At 53.3% G+C, this 16,904-nt stretch carries 16 protein-coding genes; 10 read left to right on the top strand and 6 right to left on the bottom strand.

The window, feature by feature from the left end; translation table 11 throughout:
* Positions 1–8: 8 nt before the first annotated feature.
* Both ACXUPB_RS20880 and ACXUPB_RS20875 read left to right on the top strand, forming a co-directional pair.
* The gene (locus tag ACXUPB_RS20880) at positions 9–1,064 is read left to right on the top strand and encodes a ketopantoate reductase family protein (protein WP_350359524.1); all 1,056 of its coding nucleotides are present in this window, start codon (positions 9–11) and stop codon (positions 1,062–1,064) included.
* Complete coding sequence (locus ACXUPB_RS20875) at positions 1,065–1,847, top strand: class II aldolase/adducin family protein (protein ID WP_350359523.1); 783 nt, start codon at positions 1,065–1,067, stop codon at positions 1,845–1,847.
* Between the two features lie 85 nt (positions 1,848–1,932).
* On the opposite strand, the gene ACXUPB_RS20870 is transcribed toward ACXUPB_RS20875, so the two are convergent.
* On the bottom strand, positions 1,933–2,970 hold the full coding sequence (locus ACXUPB_RS20870; RefSeq protein WP_472954522.1) for a TRAP transporter substrate-binding protein: 1,038 nt from the start codon (positions 2,968–2,970) through the stop codon (positions 1,933–1,935).
* 515 nt (positions 2,971–3,485) lie between these two features.
* On the opposite strand from ACXUPB_RS20870, the gene ACXUPB_RS20865 reads away from it, so the two are divergent.
* From ACXUPB_RS20865 to ACXUPB_RS20855, 3 genes are all read left to right on the top strand, one after another.
* On the top strand, positions 3,486–4,592 hold the full coding sequence (locus tag ACXUPB_RS20865) for an NAD/NADP-dependent octopine/nopaline dehydrogenase family protein (protein WP_350359521.1): 1,107 nt from the start codon (positions 3,486–3,488) through the stop codon (positions 4,590–4,592).
* A gap of 24 nt (positions 4,593–4,616) precedes the next feature.
* Positions 4,617–5,594 (top strand): 3-hydroxybutyryl-CoA dehydrogenase, encoded by a 978-nt coding sequence (locus ACXUPB_RS20860; RefSeq protein WP_350359520.1) that lies wholly within the window; start codon positions 4,617–4,619, stop codon positions 5,592–5,594.
* Between the two features lie 71 nt (positions 5,595–5,665).
* Positions 5,666–6,730, top strand: coding sequence for a TRAP transporter substrate-binding protein (locus ACXUPB_RS20855; protein ID WP_350359519.1), 1,065 nt, complete (start codon positions 5,666–5,668; stop codon positions 6,728–6,730).
* 23 nt (positions 6,731–6,753) lie between these two features.
* Here ACXUPB_RS20855 and ACXUPB_RS20850 read toward each other — a convergent pair whose 3' ends face one another.
* A complete protein-coding gene (locus tag ACXUPB_RS20850; RefSeq protein WP_350359518.1) occupies positions 6,754–7,770 on the bottom strand; it encodes an AraC family transcriptional regulator in 1,017 nt (338 codons plus the stop codon).
* Positions 7,771–7,939: 169 nt separating this feature from the next.
* Here ACXUPB_RS20850 and ACXUPB_RS20845 point away from each other — a divergent pair, with 169 nt between their 5' ends.
* From ACXUPB_RS20845 to ACXUPB_RS20830, 4 genes are all read left to right on the top strand, one after another.
* Entirely contained in the window at positions 7,940–8,416 is a 477-nt protein-coding gene (locus ACXUPB_RS20845) for a MarR family winged helix-turn-helix transcriptional regulator (protein WP_035565048.1), read from the top strand.
* Between the two features lie 431 nt (positions 8,417–8,847).
* The gene (locus ACXUPB_RS20840; RefSeq protein ID WP_350359517.1) at positions 8,848–10,350 is read left to right on the top strand and encodes an SLC13 family permease; all 1,503 of its coding nucleotides are present in this window, start codon (positions 8,848–8,850) and stop codon (positions 10,348–10,350) included.
* Between the two features lie 113 nt (positions 10,351–10,463).
* Positions 10,464–11,285, top strand: a complete 822-nt coding sequence (locus ACXUPB_RS20835) for a 3-oxoadipate:acetyl-CoA acetyltransferase (protein ID WP_035565041.1) — start codon at positions 10,464–10,466, stop codon at positions 11,283–11,285.
* Positions 11,286–11,324: 39 nt separating this feature from the next.
* On the top strand, positions 11,325–11,726 hold the full coding sequence (locus tag ACXUPB_RS20830) for a nuclear transport factor 2 family protein (protein ID WP_339935809.1): 402 nt from the start codon (positions 11,325–11,327) through the stop codon (positions 11,724–11,726).
* Positions 11,727–11,799: 73 nt separating this feature from the next.
* On the opposite strand, the gene ACXUPB_RS20825 is transcribed toward ACXUPB_RS20830, so the two are convergent.
* The 3 genes from ACXUPB_RS20825 to ACXUPB_RS20815 are packed head-to-tail and all read right to left on the bottom strand — an operon-like array spanning position 11,800 to position 14,780.
* A complete protein-coding gene (locus tag ACXUPB_RS20825; protein ID WP_350359516.1) occupies positions 11,800–13,101 on the bottom strand; it encodes an amidohydrolase in 1,302 nt (433 codons plus the stop codon).
* Between the two features lie 19 nt (positions 13,102–13,120).
* Positions 13,121–14,575 (bottom strand): sodium:solute symporter family protein, encoded by a 1,455-nt coding sequence (locus ACXUPB_RS20820; RefSeq protein WP_350359515.1) that lies wholly within the window; start codon positions 14,573–14,575, stop codon positions 13,121–13,123.
* On the bottom strand, positions 14,568–14,780 hold the full coding sequence (locus ACXUPB_RS20815; protein ID WP_339935812.1) for a hypothetical protein: 213 nt from the start codon (positions 14,778–14,780) through the stop codon (positions 14,568–14,570). The genes ACXUPB_RS20820 and ACXUPB_RS20815 overlap by 8 nt, the downstream gene beginning before the upstream one ends.
* Positions 14,781–14,981: 201 nt before the next feature.
* On the opposite strand from ACXUPB_RS20815, the gene ACXUPB_RS20810 reads away from it, so the two are divergent.
* Positions 14,982–15,869 (top strand): LysR family transcriptional regulator, encoded by an 888-nt coding sequence (locus tag ACXUPB_RS20810; RefSeq protein ID WP_339935839.1) that lies wholly within the window; start codon positions 14,982–14,984, stop codon positions 15,867–15,869.
* Between the two features lie 40 nt (positions 15,870–15,909).
* On the opposite strand, the gene ACXUPB_RS20805 is transcribed toward ACXUPB_RS20810, so the two are convergent.
* Entirely contained in the window at positions 15,910–16,815 is a 906-nt protein-coding gene (locus tag ACXUPB_RS20805; protein ID WP_350359514.1) for a LysR family transcriptional regulator, read from the bottom strand.
* Positions 16,816–16,904: the final 89 nt, after the last annotated feature.

Raw genomic sequence — 16,904 nt, 5'->3', positions numbered from 1 at the left:
GGAACCTAATGCTAGCCTCCATTGCTTCCCCAAGAATAGCTATCGTGGGTGCTGGCGCCATCGGTACTACCCTGGCGGCGCGCCTTGCAGTGGCAGGGTATACCGTCAGCGTGTTGGCTCGGGGTGATTCACTGGCGGCCATCAAGCGAAAGGGTGTCTGCCTCATCGATCAGCAGGGGCAACACACCGCCAACGTCATTGCTGCGGATAATGGTGGTGAGCTCGGTGAGCAAGACATCGTCTTTCTGTGTACTAAAGCTCACTCTATACCCTCCCTGTTGCCACAACTACAACCGCTGTTCGGCCAACATACATGCTTGGTGCCCATGGTGAACGGTACGCCGTGGTGGTTACTCATGGATGCCGTGGAGCCTTGTGCCGCCAACACAGCCCCTATAGAAAGCGTCCATATAAAAGCGGTAGACCCGGAAGGTGAGCTGGTTCGCTGCCTTCCTGCCAGCGCCATCATCGGATGCGTCGTCTATATTTCGGCACATCTGCAGGCACCGGGCGTCGCGATCTCAAATACCCCGCCGCGACTGATTGTTGGCGATATAGTCGCCATGCCCGACGCCGCGAATGGTCGTATGGAAACGCTTGTTAAGGTATTGGAAAACAGTGGCATCACGACGCGCCATACAGAGCGTATTAGAGATGCCGTATGGAGCAAAATCGCTGCGAACCTGACATCCAACCCCCTCTCGGTGATGACAGGTACCACGCTGGCACAGCTATATAGCCACCCCTCCCTGCAAAAGATCGTAAGCCAACTTTTTGAAGAAGCGCGTCTTACAGCCCACGCCTATGGCGGTCGCCTTGAGATGACGTTGCAGGAGCTTCTTGATCTTGGCGAGCGCATGGGTGCTGTCAGAACCTCTATGCTGCAGGACTATCAACAGGGGCGAGCCCTTGAACTCGCGGCGATCGTCGAGGGAGTGATCGAACTGGCGGATCGGAGAAGTATTCCCGTCCCCACTATCAAGTCCATTCTTCACCTTACGCGATACTTTGAAGACAGCGCTCTTCGTCAGTCACATGCCCACGGTGGCAAGGAGAATTCTTAGATGACTATCAAGCCGTTACTCATGCCGAATAATGTTCTCAAACCCGATCACTGCAGCGAAGAGGAGTGGCAGCAGCGCCTCAAACTCGCCTACTGTTATCATCTCGTCGATTTCTTCGGCTGGACGGAAACCATTTTCAACCATATCTCTGCTCGAGTGCCGGGCTCAGACAATCATTATCTGGTGAATCCCTTCGGCCTTAACTACACGGAAGTGACACCGCTTAATCTGTTGAAGGTCGACCTGGATGGCAACAAGGTTGAGGTCTCTGAGTACAACGCCAATCCCGCTGGCTTTGCTCTGCATAGCGCAGTGCACGGGGCGCGGGAGGATATCCACTGTCTGCTGCATACCCATACCGTTCCCATCTCGGCCATCGTGCAGAAGAAAAAGGGCTTTACCCACCACGATTTCTACGGTGCCCAGCTCTATGGCCGCGTGGGGTACCATGACTTTGAAGGCATCACGCTCTTCGCCGACGAGAAAACGCGCATGCTGGAGAGTCTGGGTAACAAGCACGTTCTGGTACTACGTAACCATGGGATCGCTGTGGGCGAGTCCTCGATTGAGAAGGCGCTGTTCCTACTGTGGACCGTCCAGCGGGCGGCGGAAAACCAGTGCGCAGCAGGGGCTTTGGGTGGAGAAGATGTGGAAATCGAGACCTCAATTAGTCAGAAGTGTGCCGACCTTACCGCCGAACTGATTCGCGAAAGCGGTTTCGCCAATGAGTTCTTTGCTGCCATGGTGCGCAAGCTTAAGTCCGAACGTCCGCTCCCTTTCTAATCCAAGCCTTTTCTAAAATAGACATGAAGATGGGCTGCCTATTTGCCTCATGGCTGACGATGGGCGGCCCACCGATCTATTCACGTTACTGCTGGTATTGCTCGATTAACGCTAACATGCGGTCGTATAGTGCCGCTGCCGGTAGGCCCTGCGCCGCAACCTGCTCGATACGTTGCTCATTGAGCGGTTCAATACGCCCCGCCCAGCGCTTCTGTTCTTCTTCGCTCAGGGCGACAACCTCCAAGTTGTGGTTATCCTGCGCCCAGGTGATGGCTTCGCGAACATGATTATCAAGATAGTGCCCGGCGTACTGAGAGGCTTCAGCACCGAGCTCTTCAATGACCTGTTGGACATCTTCCGGTAACGATTCCCAGCGCTGTCGGCTCATCACTGCCAGCATCACAACATTGGATAGGGGATAGTCCACGATATAGTCGAGATAGCGTGCGTACTGAAGATCCATCAGGGTTTCGCGGGAGGAAGCTACCCCTTGAACAATGCCGGCCTGGAGCGCTTCGCCGGTTTCAGCTTGAGACATGCCAATCGGCACGGCCCCGAGTGTGCGCAGGGTGTCAGACTCGCCCGGCACACGAATTTCCAGGCCGGATAGATCCTCAAGCGTGCTCACCTGTTCTCGCGTCTGGAGATACCCCGGTTCGGAGGTAAACACAGTAATCACTTTGAAATCCTCAAGACCGAACTGCTCCTGGGGAAACTCGCGTACCAATTGGTAGGCAACTTGGCTGGCCACTTCAGAGTTAACATCGATACCGCTGAAATCACCGATCAGGTTCAGTAACGGAAAGCGTGCAGGCTCGTAGGAGGTTGTCGTAAGGCCAATATCGGCGACGCCATTGAGTACGCCATCCAGCATGTTGCTGGCGGTGAGCAGAGTGCCACCTGGAAAGGTGTTGACGGCGACCTTTCCCTCAGTGCGTTTTTCAAGCTCATCGGCCCAGAACTGCATCTGCACACCGGGAAACGTCTGAGCGGGAGCAAAGAAAGCGTAATTGAGACTGATATCACTCGCCAGGGTCGCTGAACTTAGCATCACACCCGCCAAGAGACTGCTTAAACGTAGCAGCGAGGGTCGGTGCTGCAAAAGCGCGTGTTTTTTGTGCATGTTGATCGCCATGGGGAACATCCTCTCTATTTGTTGTTTGTTGAATGCCGGTCATGAAGCAGCGTGTAAACATTCAACATCACATGAAAAGTAAAGTAAATTGTTAAGTGAACAGCCGTCATTTGAAAACGGTGCAAGTTGAGTTCCAGTTATTTAAAAACGCCTAAATTATTATTTACTTAACGCGAGTCGAAGGTTGCTCTGTTGAGTCACAGTAACCACGCATTGCGTTACTTCTTACTGGCAAAGCACCACTCAAGCGCACCTTGGTGAATAAAGTGCATGTCTTGGTGCATTCATACTCACTACCCCATAAGTTCGACGCCTCGACTCGAATAGTGGTTAACAACGCTCACTTCCATGAAAGCAGGGGGTATCGATAGATACCCTGTTTCAGCGAGTCGTTATTAGTTGCGTTTTTTGAATATCGGTTGCGTATTGTGGATATCCGTCAGTAACCCGATGGCTATACCGTTTAACGACCCTGAAGGCGTTAACAAGAAACGGAGATAAGCATGAAAGTCAGCGTTATTGGCGGTGGACATGGCTGCTACGCCGCAGCCATTGAGATGGTGGAGAAAGGTTTCGACGTGACACTGTGGCGGCGGGATGGCAAGGCTCTGCAAGAGTTGCGTCAATTGGGCTATTTGGACGTTAAGGATGCGCAAGGTGAACGGCGTATTCAGATTGGTACTCACAAGGATCAACTATCGCTAACAGATAGCTTAGCGGAGGCGACGCGGCAGGCGGAGCTGCTGATTGTGCCGTTACCCGCTACCTCCCATGACACTCTAGCCGACCAACTGGGGCCGTTACTACGCAATGATCAGGTGGTCTTTCTACCTCCGGGTACTTTCGGCAGCTACCTGTTCCACCGAGCGATGCGAAAAGCGGGCAACGACAGCCAAGTGGCCTTCTGTGAAACGGGAACGCTTCCTTATTTGGCGCGTAAGCACGGTGCTAATAAGGTGGTCATCAGCGTTTATGCAACCCGGCTCCCTACCGGCGTATTCCCCAGCGAACTGTCAGCACACGCCTTCTCTGTATTGCGGGACGCCTACCCCAGCGTTGAACCTATCGAAGATGGCCTTAGTGGCGCCTTAATGAACGCTGGCCCTATTATCCATCCACCTTTAATTATGATGAATGCGGGGCCACTGGAGCATTTTGATGCCTGGGATATTCACAATGAAGGAACCCAGCCCTCTATCCGCAGCGTGACCACTGCGCTAGATAATGAGCGTATCGCAGTGCGCGAAAAGTTGGGTTACCAGCCCTCCCATTTTCCTCTTGCTAACCACTATGCCTCCGAAGGCGAGGAGTGGATGTATGGCCGGGGCGCCCACGGCAAACTGACCGATAGTGGTGACTGGCGAGAGAGCATCGACCTTCATAGCCATCGTTACATGCTGGAGGACACACGAATGGGGCTCTCCTTCATCGTGTCGGTTGGCCGCTGGGCGGGGCAGCCCACACCAGTGGCGGAGGGGCTTTTGAGTATTGCTTCGGCGATCACAGGCCAAGATCTTTATGCCCAAGGCCGAACGCTGGAAATGCTGGGACTGGATTCGCTCTCCCAGGCGCAGATGCGCTCTTTATTGACGTATGGCATCCAGGCCTGACCTACCGATAGAGGAGACCGCATCATGCAGGACAACATCATCGTGTTGGGAGCAGGCAGAATGGGAGAAGGTATTGCCCTCTCATTCATTCTGGCTGGGAAGGAGGTTGTGCTGATCGACTTCAAGTCACGCAGCCCTGAAGAGCGTCTGCACTATTATGAGCAGGCTCGCAGTCGGCTAGTGACCGAGCTCAAATATCTGCAGGAGAAGCGGCTCATTCAGGAAGAGCAGATCGCTTCAATGGTGAAGCAACTTCGTATCGTGGATGATCAGCAGGTGCAGATGGTGAAGGGAAGCCGCCTGGTTTTCGAGGCGCTGCCTGAAGTCAGCGAGATTAAGCAGCAAGGGCTGGCCTGGGCAAGCCGCCATTTGGATAAAGAGGCTGTTATCGCCTCAACGACGTCCACTTTTCTGGTCACTGAACTCGCCTGCATGGTTAGCCATCCGGCCCGTTTCATGAACGCCCACTGGCTTAATCCGGCCCATTTGATGCCCTTAGTGGAGGTAAGCCGGAGCAAGGATACCGAGCAGCGTTATGTTGATGCGCTGTTCACGGTGCTTAAAGGGATAGGCAAAGTGCCGGTGCTGTGCGAGGCGGCGCCGGGCTACATCATTCCCCGCCTGCAGGTGCTGCTCATGAATGAAGCCGCGCGTATGGTCGAGGAGGGCGTTGCTAGCGCCGAGGATATCGATGTGGCCATCCGGGTTGGGCTAGGGTTGCGCTATTCGGTGCTGGGAGTGCTGGAGTTCATCGATTGGGGCGGTGGCGATACGCTTTTCTACGCCTCCAACTACCTGTGCGACAAGCTGGATAACCGCTTCAAGTCACCTGAGGTTATTACCCGGAATATGCAAGAGAAGCGTCGAGGCTTCCAAGATGGCGTGGGCTTCTTCGACTACTCAGGGGTCGATCTGTCGAACTACCGAAGGCAGCGCTCGGACGCTTTTCTAAAGCGTCTTGAACTGCTTGATCTGATGCCAGCAGTCACTACCCGTTATTAATCCTTCACAGCCTATAAAGTGCCTATTGGAAACCATGCTGTTCCTGTAGGCCTTCGCCGAGGATAGTCATAATGAAAACGAGTACACAGGTGGGAACGTTAGCGCTACTAATCGCTGCAATGGCGTTGGTAGGGTGTAGCGATGCGCAGGAGGAGGTAGTCGATGAGCCTAGCGACGACGCCCAAGTGATTACCCTCAGCTACGCTTTTTTTGCCCCAGCGCAGAGCTTTCCGGCCATTCAGATGGAGCACTGGGCGAAAGAGCTTAATGAACGTACCGATGGGCGTGTCGAGGTCGACCTCTTCCCCGGGGGCTCCTTGCTCACGGCCAGCAATATGTACGATGGGGTGCTGAATGGTGTTGCGGATATAGGGCTTTCAGCCACCTCTTACGAGCCGGGCCGTTTTCCCCTGATCAACTTAGCCGGGAGCCTGACCGGTCAGGACGTCAATTCAGACGTCGCCAGCCGCATGACTTACCAACTGATTCAAGAGTTTGGTGACCAGATGCCCGAACTCGAAGAGTTCAAGGTCATCACGGCCTTTACCTCGGAGCCTGCCTATTTCCAGACCATTGAACCGATTCGTCAACTGGAAGACCTGAATGGGCTGGAAATCAGAATTTCCGGCGATAACTCCAGGGCGCTGGATGCACTGGGGGTAACAGCAGTAGGCATGTCGCAGGCCGATGCCGGCGAGGCCCTTCAATCTGGCATTATCGATGGGTATGCGGCTTCCCGGGAAGTGCTAATGGATATGCAGTTCGCGCGTTTGGCTAAGTACGTGACCGATTATCCCTTAACTAACACCATTTTTGCAGCGCTGATGTCGAGAGAGAAGTGGGAGGCGCTCCCTGCTGATATACAGGCGGTTATCGAGGAGTTGGCGCCGGAGATGGCAGCCTTCACCGGTCAATATCTCGATGAGCATATACAGCGTTCACTTGAGTGGGCGCAAAAGGAAGAGGGGGTTGAGGTGATAGCGCTTGACGATGATGAGGCTAGTCGTTGGGATGATCAGCTCGCTCCGGTCAATGAAACTATCCTGTCGGATGCAGAGCAGCAGGGCCTACCGGCGTACGCCTTTGCAGAACGAATGCGTGAGCTGATCGAGGAGTATCGTACCGAGGCTGAATAAAAAGAGCAGAGGCGACAGTAGGCTCAGAGCAAGACATTGGCCAATTCGTTACCAGTAGTATGTTCGCGGTTTGACTGCAGTGTTTGCACGGGGGTCATCCCATAGACCTCCTTGTACTGTGCGGAGAAATGGCCAGGGCTGTTGATTCCATGCTGCATGATGACATCGGTGACACGGTGACCGCGAGGGGCATCAAGCAGCGCCTGGTGCACACTCTTCATACGTTGCTGAGTAAAATAGGCTTTGGGTGAGAGCCCGACAAATTGCTGGAAGCCGTACTGCAGCGTGCGCTTTGACACCCCCACCATCGAGGCTAGAGTATCGAGCTCGATCCCCTGCTTGAGGTTCTGGTCAATACGTGTTTTGGCGCTTTTTACATAGTGTGGAAGAGGAGAGGGCTTACCACTCAAGCGATGACTATAGTTGTTCATGAACAACCCCAGCAGGCTGTCATATAAGTACTCTTCCATCAGCTTGATCTGCTGGCGCGGGGCACTTTGTTGGTGAAGAGACTCGGTGAGACGGGCAAAATACTTGATGGTATCCAGAAGAAAAACTGTGCCGGGGTAGTGCTCGGGAAAGTAGTGGTCAAAGATGATCGGAAGATCAATGCGTTGATCGAGCCGACACGACAAGCGTTGCTCCAACTGATGGCGCGGCACTCGAACGATAATGTTATGGCAGTTCGGAGAGGTTTGAATGAGGGCGCGTTGACAGGGGGAGGTGACGGTAATACCTCCCTGAACCATACTCACCTGACGGTCAGCGTATACGATGGTTCCCTGGCCTTCGAGAGTGATACGAAACAGGTAAACGTTTGACTCTTCGACAGGATCAATTTCGACATTGGCACCATATTGCAATTCGATAATGGCCAATTGGTCAAAGCTGACGGCACTCAAACGTGAGGCAAGTCGCGGGCCGTCAAATAAACGCATGCGATGTGGGCAGAGGAAGTGGGTGACATGCTCACGAATGATCTCTTGTGAATCGGTGCGCAGAATAGCGTGCTTCTGCAGCAGAAACGGTGTTGTACCCATGGTTCACCTCAACAATGCACCAAGCAGGTGATGGTTTTGGGGTGTGAAGCCGAGGCAATATCGGCTGGGCCAGTCGATGGCACGCTCTATCCCTAGAGGCTCCAGACACTTACACTTGAATGGATATATGCTAGAATAATCCACTATTTTTTTGGATGGCGTGCTTCTTATGGTCGACAAGGATGAATTATCGTCTTCCTTTTTTCCTCTTGCCGATGAATTTCGCTCGCGTGATTTTCCTTTTTATTGGGTCGCGAGGCTGAATGCTAAATACAGCGCTGATGTCGATACACTACTGAAACCACACGGACTCAGTTCGTCTAAGTGGCGCATTCTCATGATCCTACATGAACATGGGCGCCTTAGCATGTCGGATATATCAGTACACGCTGTTGCAAAATTGTCAACTACCACCAAAATTGTATACCGAATGCAAGAGTCGGGTTTGCTTAAAACAGAAGCCAGCCCGCAAGATGGTCGTGTCACAGAAGTAGAGCTTACCGATGCGGGTGAGGCAAAGCTGGATATTGCTCGGCAAGTTACTAGCCGTCTGGTGGAAAAAGCCTTTGCCGATTTCAGTAAACAGGACATTGTTTATATCAATCAGTGCTTGAGTAGAATGTTCCATAACTTAAACGCGCTTTAATGTCTAGAGGGGCGCTGGAACTACAATCATTACGGCAAAGTACTTACATTTGCCTTATGGGCTATCTAATAGCCCTGCCCTTTCCTGAACTACTCCTTTTTGTTCAAACTTCCGCTTAGCGCTTTTGCTTAAACGTCACGCGGGTAGTGAAATTGCCACGCTTTTTACAGTAGTCCATCCATTAGTCGTAAACTATACGCCGTAATTAAGCAGGATATTCCCTATCCCTTGTGAAAGTCACGAATAGGTTAAGTACGATAATAGCAGCTATTTTATAGTTAAATAACTGATCTTATTAGCTCTATAGAGTTTTCTGTCTTCATGCCAATTTACTCAATTAGGTATGCCTATCAACCTGAGAGGTATTGGCGACTTGGCCCATCAGTCGTAACACTCACCTGCACTGTTATTGCTATGCGGGTAAAAAGATCATGTCGCAAACCACAGGGGCAGTTGAACAAGCGCCCTACACTGTATCCTCTGCTTTCAAGCCAATCTCACTTGTAATGGGAATCGTCATTGGCTTGGGCGCTTTCTTCTTTCTGCCTGAAACGCTGGCCTTCGATGCACGACTTGTTGCTGGCATTGCTATGCTGATGGCCTCCTGGTGGATGACAGAGGCGATACCCATTCCTGCCACGTCGCTGTTGCCGCTTGTACTGTTCCCGTTTTTCGATATTGCCTCAGTCGGTGAGACCGCCTCGCCCTATGCTCACAGCATTGTCTTTCTAGTATTGGGTGGCGTACTGCTGGGCTTGGCAACGCAGCGCTGGAATTTACATCGCCGCTTCGCGCTACTGACGGTACTCACCGTGGGCACCAAGCCCGCTCAAATCGTCTTCGGTCTGATGTTCGCTAGCTGGTTTATTACCATGTGGGTCAGCAATACCGCCACCGCTGTCATTATGGTGCCGATCGGAGGCTCGATCATCGCGCTAGTGAAGTCACTGGGTAACGGTGACGACACGCCCAAGTTTTCTGCCGCTGTTCTACTGGGCATTGCCTATGCCATCACCATCGGCTCGATGGCTACGCTGATCGGCCAGCCGCCGATGGCGCTAATGCGCGCCTATATGGAAGACACCCACGGGCTTAGTATCGGCTTTGGTCACTGGATGCTGGTGGGTGTACCGTTCTCATTCACCATGCTGATATTGGCTTGGTTGGTTCTCAACAAGCTGGTATTCCGCTCGGAAGTTGAGAACATCCAGGGTGGCCGGGCGATGATCGAGACAGAGCTCAAGGGGATGGGTCGACTGTCACCTGAAGAGTCGCGTGTGTTAATGGTCTTTGCCGGGGCGGTATTCTGCTGGGTCTTCGTGCCGTTAATCGCGAGAATTCCTGTAGTGCAGAGTGGGCTTCCTTGGTTGGGTAACATCAACGATACTAGTGTGGCGATTCTCGCGGCGATTCTGATGTTTGTAATACCGGCTTCTAGAGGAAAAGGGGCGTTGCTGGAGTGGTCGGCCACGCGTGATGTGCCTTGGGGGGTACTGGTTTTGTTTGGCGGTGGCCTAACACTCTCAGCTCAGTTTACCGCTACTGGCTTGAGTGCCTGGGTTGGCGAGAGCGTCTCGGGTTTGTCGGGACTGCCGCCCATTGTGATTTTGGCTATCACTGCTCTCGTGATTATCCTATTGACCGAGCTCACCAGCAACACGGCGACGGCGGCTGCCTTCTTCCCTATTATGGGGTCTATTGCCGTGGGGCTGGGTATTGAACCTTTTCTAATGACCATCGTGGTTACCTTTGCCGTGAGCTGCGCCTTTATGTTGCCGGTGGCGACCCCTTCTAATGCGGTGGCTTTTGCAACGGGAGATCTTCCGATTAAGAGCATGATCCGTGCAGGTATCTGGCTCAACGTTATCGGCTTACTGGTGATTATGGTCGCGCTCTACACCATCGTCCCTCTGGTATTCGATGTCTCTTTCTAAATCGGGCCTGCAAACGTCACTGGCAACGATTCGGATTTGACGCTGATAAATATCCGCTCTATTTTATTCGCAATAAAAACTTATGTTCGCAATAAGAACAAAAGGGGTTTTCCATGTCTCAGCCTTGCATAATCTGCGTCGCCATTACCGGCAGCCTGCCACGCAAAGAGAATAATCCTGCCGTGCCCATCACGGTTGAAGAGCAGATTGAAAGCACCCAGGCGGCGTTCGAAGCGGGGGCCACCATTGCTCATTGCCACGTGCGTAACGATGACCAAACACCCTCTTCCGACCCAGAGAAGTTTGGTCGGCTAATGGAGGGGCTTAAGAAGCACTGCCCCGGCATGATTATTCAGCTCTCAACCGGCGGGCGCTCGGGTGCAGGAGAAGCCCGGGGCGGGATGCTGCCGCTGAAACCCGATATGGCCAGCCTCTCGGTGGGTTCCAACAACTTCCCCAACCGCGTTTACGAGAATCCGCCGCAACTGGTGGAGTGGCTGGCTGATGAGATGCTCAAGTACGATGTAAAACCTGAAATCGAAGCGTTTGATTTGTCACATATCCACCAAGCGGTGAGCCTTTCCAAGCAAGGCAAGCTAAAGACGCCGCTCTACGTGCAGTTTGTGATGGGGGTTAAAAACGCTATGCCAGCGGACAAACCGACTTTTGATTTTTATATTGAGACGCTCAAGCGTTTAGCGCCTGATGCGCAGTGGTGTGGCGCTGGCATCGGCGCCAATCAATACCTGCTTAATGAGTGGTCAATTGCTGCAGGTGGTCACACTCGGACGGGGCTTGAGGATAACGTGCGCCTGGACAGCGATACATTGGCACCATCCAACGCGGCACTGGTCGAGCGCACGGTAGCGTTGTGCGAAAAGTACCAGCGCCCGGTGGCTACTTGGCAACAGGCGCGTGAAATACTTGGCTTATAAAATAAATAAAACCAACAATTAATAAGCAGGAGATAAGTAATGACGGATATCACTGTCGTGGGTGATGCGCCTGAGATTGACGAGATTAAGCGTGTAGTGCAGCTATATGTCGATGGCTTTCAAGGCGGTATGGAAAAGCTTAACCAAGCATTTCATCAGGATGCGTGGATTTTTGCACTGGACGCTGACGGGCTACTTGCCGCTGGGCGAGTGAGTGAGCGTTTTGAGCGTTGGGCAGCCAGCTACCGCCCGGTGAAAAGCCGGTTTATCGCCGTAACTCAGGCTGGAGAGGTGGCCTCGGTGCTGCTTGGTTTCGACAACAGTGAGAACCTTGAGGATTCCTGGGTGGATGTCATTGCGTTAATAAAAGCACAGGGCAGCTGGCAAATCACCAACAAAACTGCGGCCCACAGCACCCGAGCGGCGTGGGCTAAGCCCTAGGTGCAACACAATAAGTGAATCAATGCGGGAAAACGGCAGTGGTAATAGCCCTGCCGTTTTGTTTGCGGTGACGCTAGGTTAGATATGCCAGAGCGCCTGTCGCCATGGCTTCTATGCCAGTGCGCAGTGTCACGTCATTGCCCGGGAAGTAGTAAGGCGAGTGCGGCATTTCAAGGTGGCGCATCTTCTGAGATACGCTCGTCCCTGGCGTGTTCGCCCAGCGCTCGGCGGGTGTGGCACCGATAAACCAATAGACGTAGGGAATATCCTCGCCGCCGAAAGCGCCTGCTTCAGCGTTGCCGAAAAACGGGAAATCCTCGCTGCCGTTAAGCCGTGGCATGTCATAAAGGTTGGCATCACCGAAATGCTCAGCGTGGGCGCGGCGAATATGCTCAACCGCCATTGGGTCGTTATGCAGGGCAATGGTCTCGTTAAGTACCCGGAACTCCGGCGACTTGGGAGAGCGGCCTGCCTCACATTCGGCACGTATAATACGTTCGATAGCAGCCACCACTTGGCAGTGCAATGTGTTATCGAAGCCGCGGATATTGATCTCAAGCTCTGCCGAGTGCGGAATAATGTTGGCCTGGGTGCCAGCGTGGAGCTTACCCACGGTGACCACTACGGTCTCCTCCGGCGGTACCTCGCGAGCAACGATGGTCTGCAGGCGGGTGACCACATGGGCGGCAATGACTACCGGGTCTACCGTTTGGGCGGGCATGGAACCGTGGCCTCCGTTGCCGTGTATAGTAACTGCCAGATTGGTGCAGGCGGCCATAGCGCTACCCGCGCGGTGCCCGACGGTGCCAGCAAGAGCGGGCATATTGTGTTGGCCAAGAATAATGTTTGGGCGTGGAAAGCGCGAATAGAGGCCGTCATCAAGCATTGCTTTAGCGCCGCCAAAAATTTCCTCGGCGGGCTGACAGATCAGCATCAAGGTGCCGGCCCATTGCTCTCTTAGCCCTGCCATTACTGCAGCGGCGCCGACAATACAGCTGCTGTGCAAGTCATGGCCGCAGGCATGCATCAGGGGCACTTCGCCTCCCTTTTCTGAAATTACCATTTCACAGCTGGCAAAATCTAGCCCAGTTTCTTCCTTGATGGGTAAGGCATCCATATCACCGCGGAGCATGACTGTGGGCCCCTCGCCGTTGTGCAGTAATGCAACGACGCCTGTGCCGCCAATGCCACGGGTCACCTCATAGCCGACACTTTCCAAAGCGTCGGCGAGCCGGGCGCTCGTCTTATGCTCCTGAAAGGGCAGCTCGGGGGTTTGATGCAACTGACGGTAGAGCGACTGAATATCTTCGAATGCTGCCTCTAGCTGAGTGGCGATGGCGCTTTTTAAGTTTAAACGATCGGTCTGGATGCTCATTTAATTCTCCTTACACTCATTAAGAATGGGAAGGTGTGGGTTCGGTAAGCGTGGGTTTGACGAGACACTGCCAGGCCACTACAACGCCGAGGTTGAGCAACATCGCCCAGACGCCAGCATGCCAGCCTAAGGGTGAGCTCCAGACGAATTCCATCAATAAGTAGGCTAGGCTGCCGAAGAGGGCACCCGCCATGACACTGGCGCGGCGTAGCTGTGGCATAAACAGTGCACCGATCACCATGGGAAATAATTGAACAATTAATCCGTAAGCGCCGAGCAGCAGCAGTACCAACGACGACGGATTGGCCAGTGCGAATAGGTAAGCAATCAGCGACAGGCCGAGCACGCTCCAGCGTGTTGCGCTGACGACCGCCTTTTCGCTAGCGCTTTTCATCATGGTGGGGCCGACCACATCGCGGACCAATATCACCGCAGCGGTATGAGCTAAGTTGGCGCCGGTCGACATAGCGGCGGCCAGCGCCCCGGAGAGCATTAAACCGATAACCCAGGGCGAGAAGTTGGCCACGTCCATCACCATACGTAGGAGCACCGTATCGGAGCGCTCTAATGGTGTGTCCGCAAAAACTAAGATGCCAGCAAAGCCGATGAACAGTAGCGGCACCAGCAGGTAGGCGTAGAGTGGATAAAAGACGCTAACCTTGCGGAGTGTCTTACCGCTGTCCGCTGAATAGAACTTCATAAACAGATGCGGCCACATGGCACCGCCGAAAGCACTGACCAGCACCGCAGTACTGAAATAGCCCCAGTTCATACCGGCGGCCCCAGGCATGGTCAGGTATTCAGGCATGGTTAACTGGATCTGGCTGAACATTTCACCCACGCCGCCGTAGAGGCGCTCAGAGATGGAGAGACCCAGGAACCAAGCGATGACTATCATCATGATCCCTTGGAACAGATTGGTCCAACCGATGCCGTTCAGGCCACTGCAGAAGACGTAGGCGGCGACCACGAGGAAAGCGAGCAGCGCACCCAGCCAGAACGGAATCAAGCCATCAGTAGCTGCCTGAAAGAGCAGACCGGCACCGGCAATCTGAATCGTAAGATAGGGTACTAGCGCTAGCACGCCGATCACCCCGGCCAGCATACCCAGCGTTTTGCTTTGGTAGTGATCGGCAATCATATCGCCTTGAGTGAGATAGCCTCGCTCGCGACCTAACTTGGCCACTCGCGGCCCCATGGCCCAAATAGTAATGGGTATCAGCGACAGGTAAGCGAGAATATAGAAGGCTGGTGCACCATGCTGATAGCTCCAGCCCGGTGCACCCAGGAATGCAAATGCGGAGAAGATTTCGGCGCCGAGGATGAAAAACAAGATCACCACGCCCACGTGGCGCCCCCCCGCTACATAGCTCTCCAGGTTGGAATTGCTCTGACCGCGAGCGCGGAGTCCCACCCATAGCACCAGAGCGAGATAGGTCAGGGTGATGCCGACGACAATGATTGAATCAATCATGGCGACCACCTCCGTGACGAATCACAAAGGCCACCCACATGCCGACAAATAGAATCAGCATCCAGAGGATGTACCAGAAAAATAGAAAGGGCAGTCCGAGTACGGTGGGTTCGATACGGTTAGCGATCAGTGCGCCGGGCCAGATCATTGCTAGGGTACACACGGCAAAGTGCAACCCCGTTAAAAGGTGGTAGGTCTTGTTCATAGGGCTTCCTGCTCGCCATGGCGAGTCTTGTTATGAATTGTTTCTTCACTATGAGACAAGGATAAAGATACCAAAAATATAGATTTTAGATGTTAGCCATATCATATAGGCATGGATGAGCGGTATGTTCATAGAGTGTGGTAGCTGTAGAGATGCTCTTTTATGCGGATGCACGAACTTATGTGAGGTGATAAACGGCCTATGGAGTTTCGTCAGTTGGAGTACTTTATTGCCGTGGTGGAGACTGGGTCGATTTCAGCCGCTAGCCGCAAGGTGCATGTCGCGCAGCCAGCGCTGACTCGGCAAATGCGGCTGTTGGAGGAAGATATTGGTACCCGGCTTCTTGATCGCCATGCCCGCGGTGTTCGGTTAACCGTGGCGGGGCAAACACTTTATAGCGAAGCAACACGGTTGCTTGACGAGCGTGCTGATATCAAAGCACGCCTGCTGGCACTTGGCAGTGGTCAAACGGGCAAGCTGAGCCTTGGAGTAACGGTAACGCATTTGTGGGTAACCGAAGTAGCCAAGCTCATGGGTGGCTATCGTGGTCGCTATCCGAATGTAGCACTGGATGTCTTTCCGCTGCTTTCCGGCCCGCAGTTGGAGAAGCTGCAGCAGGGTGGTCTCGATATCGGTATTCTCTATCTTGATGATCATACGCCGTCGGGCATTGAGACAAGACTACTACAGCACGACCATTTAATACTCGCCGTACCAGCTTCTTCATCTTGGGCTCAATCACCGCCGACAAAACTAGCGGAGCTTGCTGAGGCTGAATTTGTGTGGGGGTATCGCAGTATTTCACCGGTCTATTACGATCGCGTTGTCGCCCATTTCTCACGCCTAAATTTCTTGCCTCGCGTTGTGCAATATGGAGCCGATAACATCACGATTCTTAGTATGGTGGCGGCAGGGTTGGGCGTGGCAGTTGTACCAGCCGCCAGTCGCTGCCACCCCATGCCAGGCATTTATTTTATCGAGCTGGATGAGTTAACGACCTGTGATATGCCGCTGTGGCTGGCGTGGCGAACAGGTAAAGCATCACCTGTGCTTGCTAATTTTATCAAAATGACTTCAGATATATTTTAATAAAATCAAAAATTTAAGTGTTTATACTGCTGTTGGGGATTTACTCGGAAAACATGCTAAACATCAGCCCACGCAGCCAGCGGTTGCCTGGGTCTTGATGAAAGCGCCGGTGCCAGAAAAGATTAATCGGGATTTCTGGGAACGTTAGGGGGTGCTCACGAATGGCTAACCCGAAACGTGTTCGCGTTGCCTCGGCTAATTTATCGGTAACCGTCACCACTAGATCGCTGCTGCTGACGATATAGGGAACCGCTGCGAAATGCGGCAGTGTTAACCGAATTGGGCGCACAACCCCAGCGTGCGCAAGCTGCTCTTCGATAATGCCATGCCCGGTTCCCCGGGCAACCACCACAGCGTGATGCGCTGCGCGAAACGCCTCAAGGCTAAATTCTTTTGCGGCGAGGGGGTGGTGCTCGCGCATTAAGCAAACGTAGCGTTGCACAAACAGTCGCTGCTGGTAGAAGCCTGCTCCTAGTTGCGGGATCAGGCCAACGGCCAAATCTATCTCCCCCTCCTCCATCTCGTTTTTTAGGTCATTATGGTGGCTGCGCACGGTGTTGAGTGACACCCCCGGTGCGTGGTGTGTGAGATGTTGCAGCAGACGCGGGAGAAACACTATTTCACCGATATCGGTCATATTGATATGGAAAGTGCGCTCACTCTTAGCGGGGTTGAAATCGTCGCTTAGGTTCAGCGTGTCGTTCATTCGCGACAACGCATCCGCAATGCCAGGGTGAAGTCGACTGGCACGGGGCGTAGGTTGCAGACCTTGCGACGTGCGCTCGAAAAGTTCGTCCTCCAGCAAGTGGCGTAAACGTTTCAGTGCATGGCTTACCGCCGGTTGGGTGATACCCAAGCGCAGCGCCACCCGTTGTGTATTTTGTTCTTGGTACAACAAGTCAAAAACAACCAGCAGATTCAGGTCAATGTTGGCAAGTTTTTCCATCACCTTGCGCCTCGCAACATATTCCACGATAGTCGAATGTAGCCGTCAGAGATGTTTTTAACTGATTGATTCATATTGTTATTAGCGCC

The organism is Vreelandella sp. DA03-1M (genome assembly GCF_055725665.1).
Note: the sequence above shows the minus strand (reverse complement) of the source record. Positions and strands in the feature narration are given on the sequence as shown.

Bases quoted from the DNA above. Each gene is read 5' to 3' on its own strand.
- ACXUPB_RS20880 (WP_350359524.1), top strand. From the start codon at position 9: ATGCTAGCCTCCATTGCTTCCCCAAGAATAGCTATCGTGGGTGCTGGC.
- ACXUPB_RS20875 (WP_350359523.1), top strand. From the start codon at position 1,065: ATGACTATCAAGCCGTTACTCATGCCGAATAATGTTCTCAAACCCGAT.
- ACXUPB_RS20870 (WP_472954522.1), bottom strand. From the start codon at position 2,970: ATGCACAAAAAACACGCGCTTTTGCAGCACCGACCCTCGCTGCTACGT.
- ACXUPB_RS20865 (WP_350359521.1), top strand. From the start codon at position 3,486: ATGAAAGTCAGCGTTATTGGCGGTGGACATGGCTGCTACGCCGCAGCC.
- ACXUPB_RS20860 (WP_350359520.1), top strand. From the start codon at position 4,617: ATGCAGGACAACATCATCGTGTTGGGAGCAGGCAGAATGGGAGAAGGT.
- ACXUPB_RS20855 (WP_350359519.1), top strand. From the start codon at position 5,666: ATGAAAACGAGTACACAGGTGGGAACGTTAGCGCTACTAATCGCTGCA.
- ACXUPB_RS20850 (WP_350359518.1), bottom strand. From the start codon at position 7,770: ATGGGTACAACACCGTTTCTGCTGCAGAAGCACGCTATTCTGCGCACC.
- ACXUPB_RS20845 (WP_035565048.1), top strand. From the start codon at position 7,940: ATGGTCGACAAGGATGAATTATCGTCTTCCTTTTTTCCTCTTGCCGAT.
- ACXUPB_RS20840 (WP_350359517.1), top strand. From the start codon at position 8,848: ATGTCGCAAACCACAGGGGCAGTTGAACAAGCGCCCTACACTGTATCC.
- ACXUPB_RS20835 (WP_035565041.1), top strand. From the start codon at position 10,464: ATGTCTCAGCCTTGCATAATCTGCGTCGCCATTACCGGCAGCCTGCCA.
- ACXUPB_RS20830 (WP_339935809.1), top strand. From the start codon at position 11,325: ATGACGGATATCACTGTCGTGGGTGATGCGCCTGAGATTGACGAGATT.
- ACXUPB_RS20825 (WP_350359516.1), bottom strand. From the start codon at position 13,101: ATGAGCATCCAGACCGATCGTTTAAACTTAAAAAGCGCCATCGCCACT.
- ACXUPB_RS20820 (WP_350359515.1), bottom strand. From the start codon at position 14,575: ATGATTGATTCAATCATTGTCGTCGGCATCACCCTGACCTATCTCGCT.
- ACXUPB_RS20815 (WP_339935812.1), bottom strand. From the start codon at position 14,780: ATGAACAAGACCTACCACCTTTTAACGGGGTTGCACTTTGCCGTGTGT.
- ACXUPB_RS20810 (WP_339935839.1), top strand. From the start codon at position 14,982: ATGGAGTTTCGTCAGTTGGAGTACTTTATTGCCGTGGTGGAGACTGGG.
- ACXUPB_RS20805 (WP_350359514.1), bottom strand. From the start codon at position 16,815: ATGGAAAAACTTGCCAACATTGACCTGAATCTGCTGGTTGTTTTTGAC.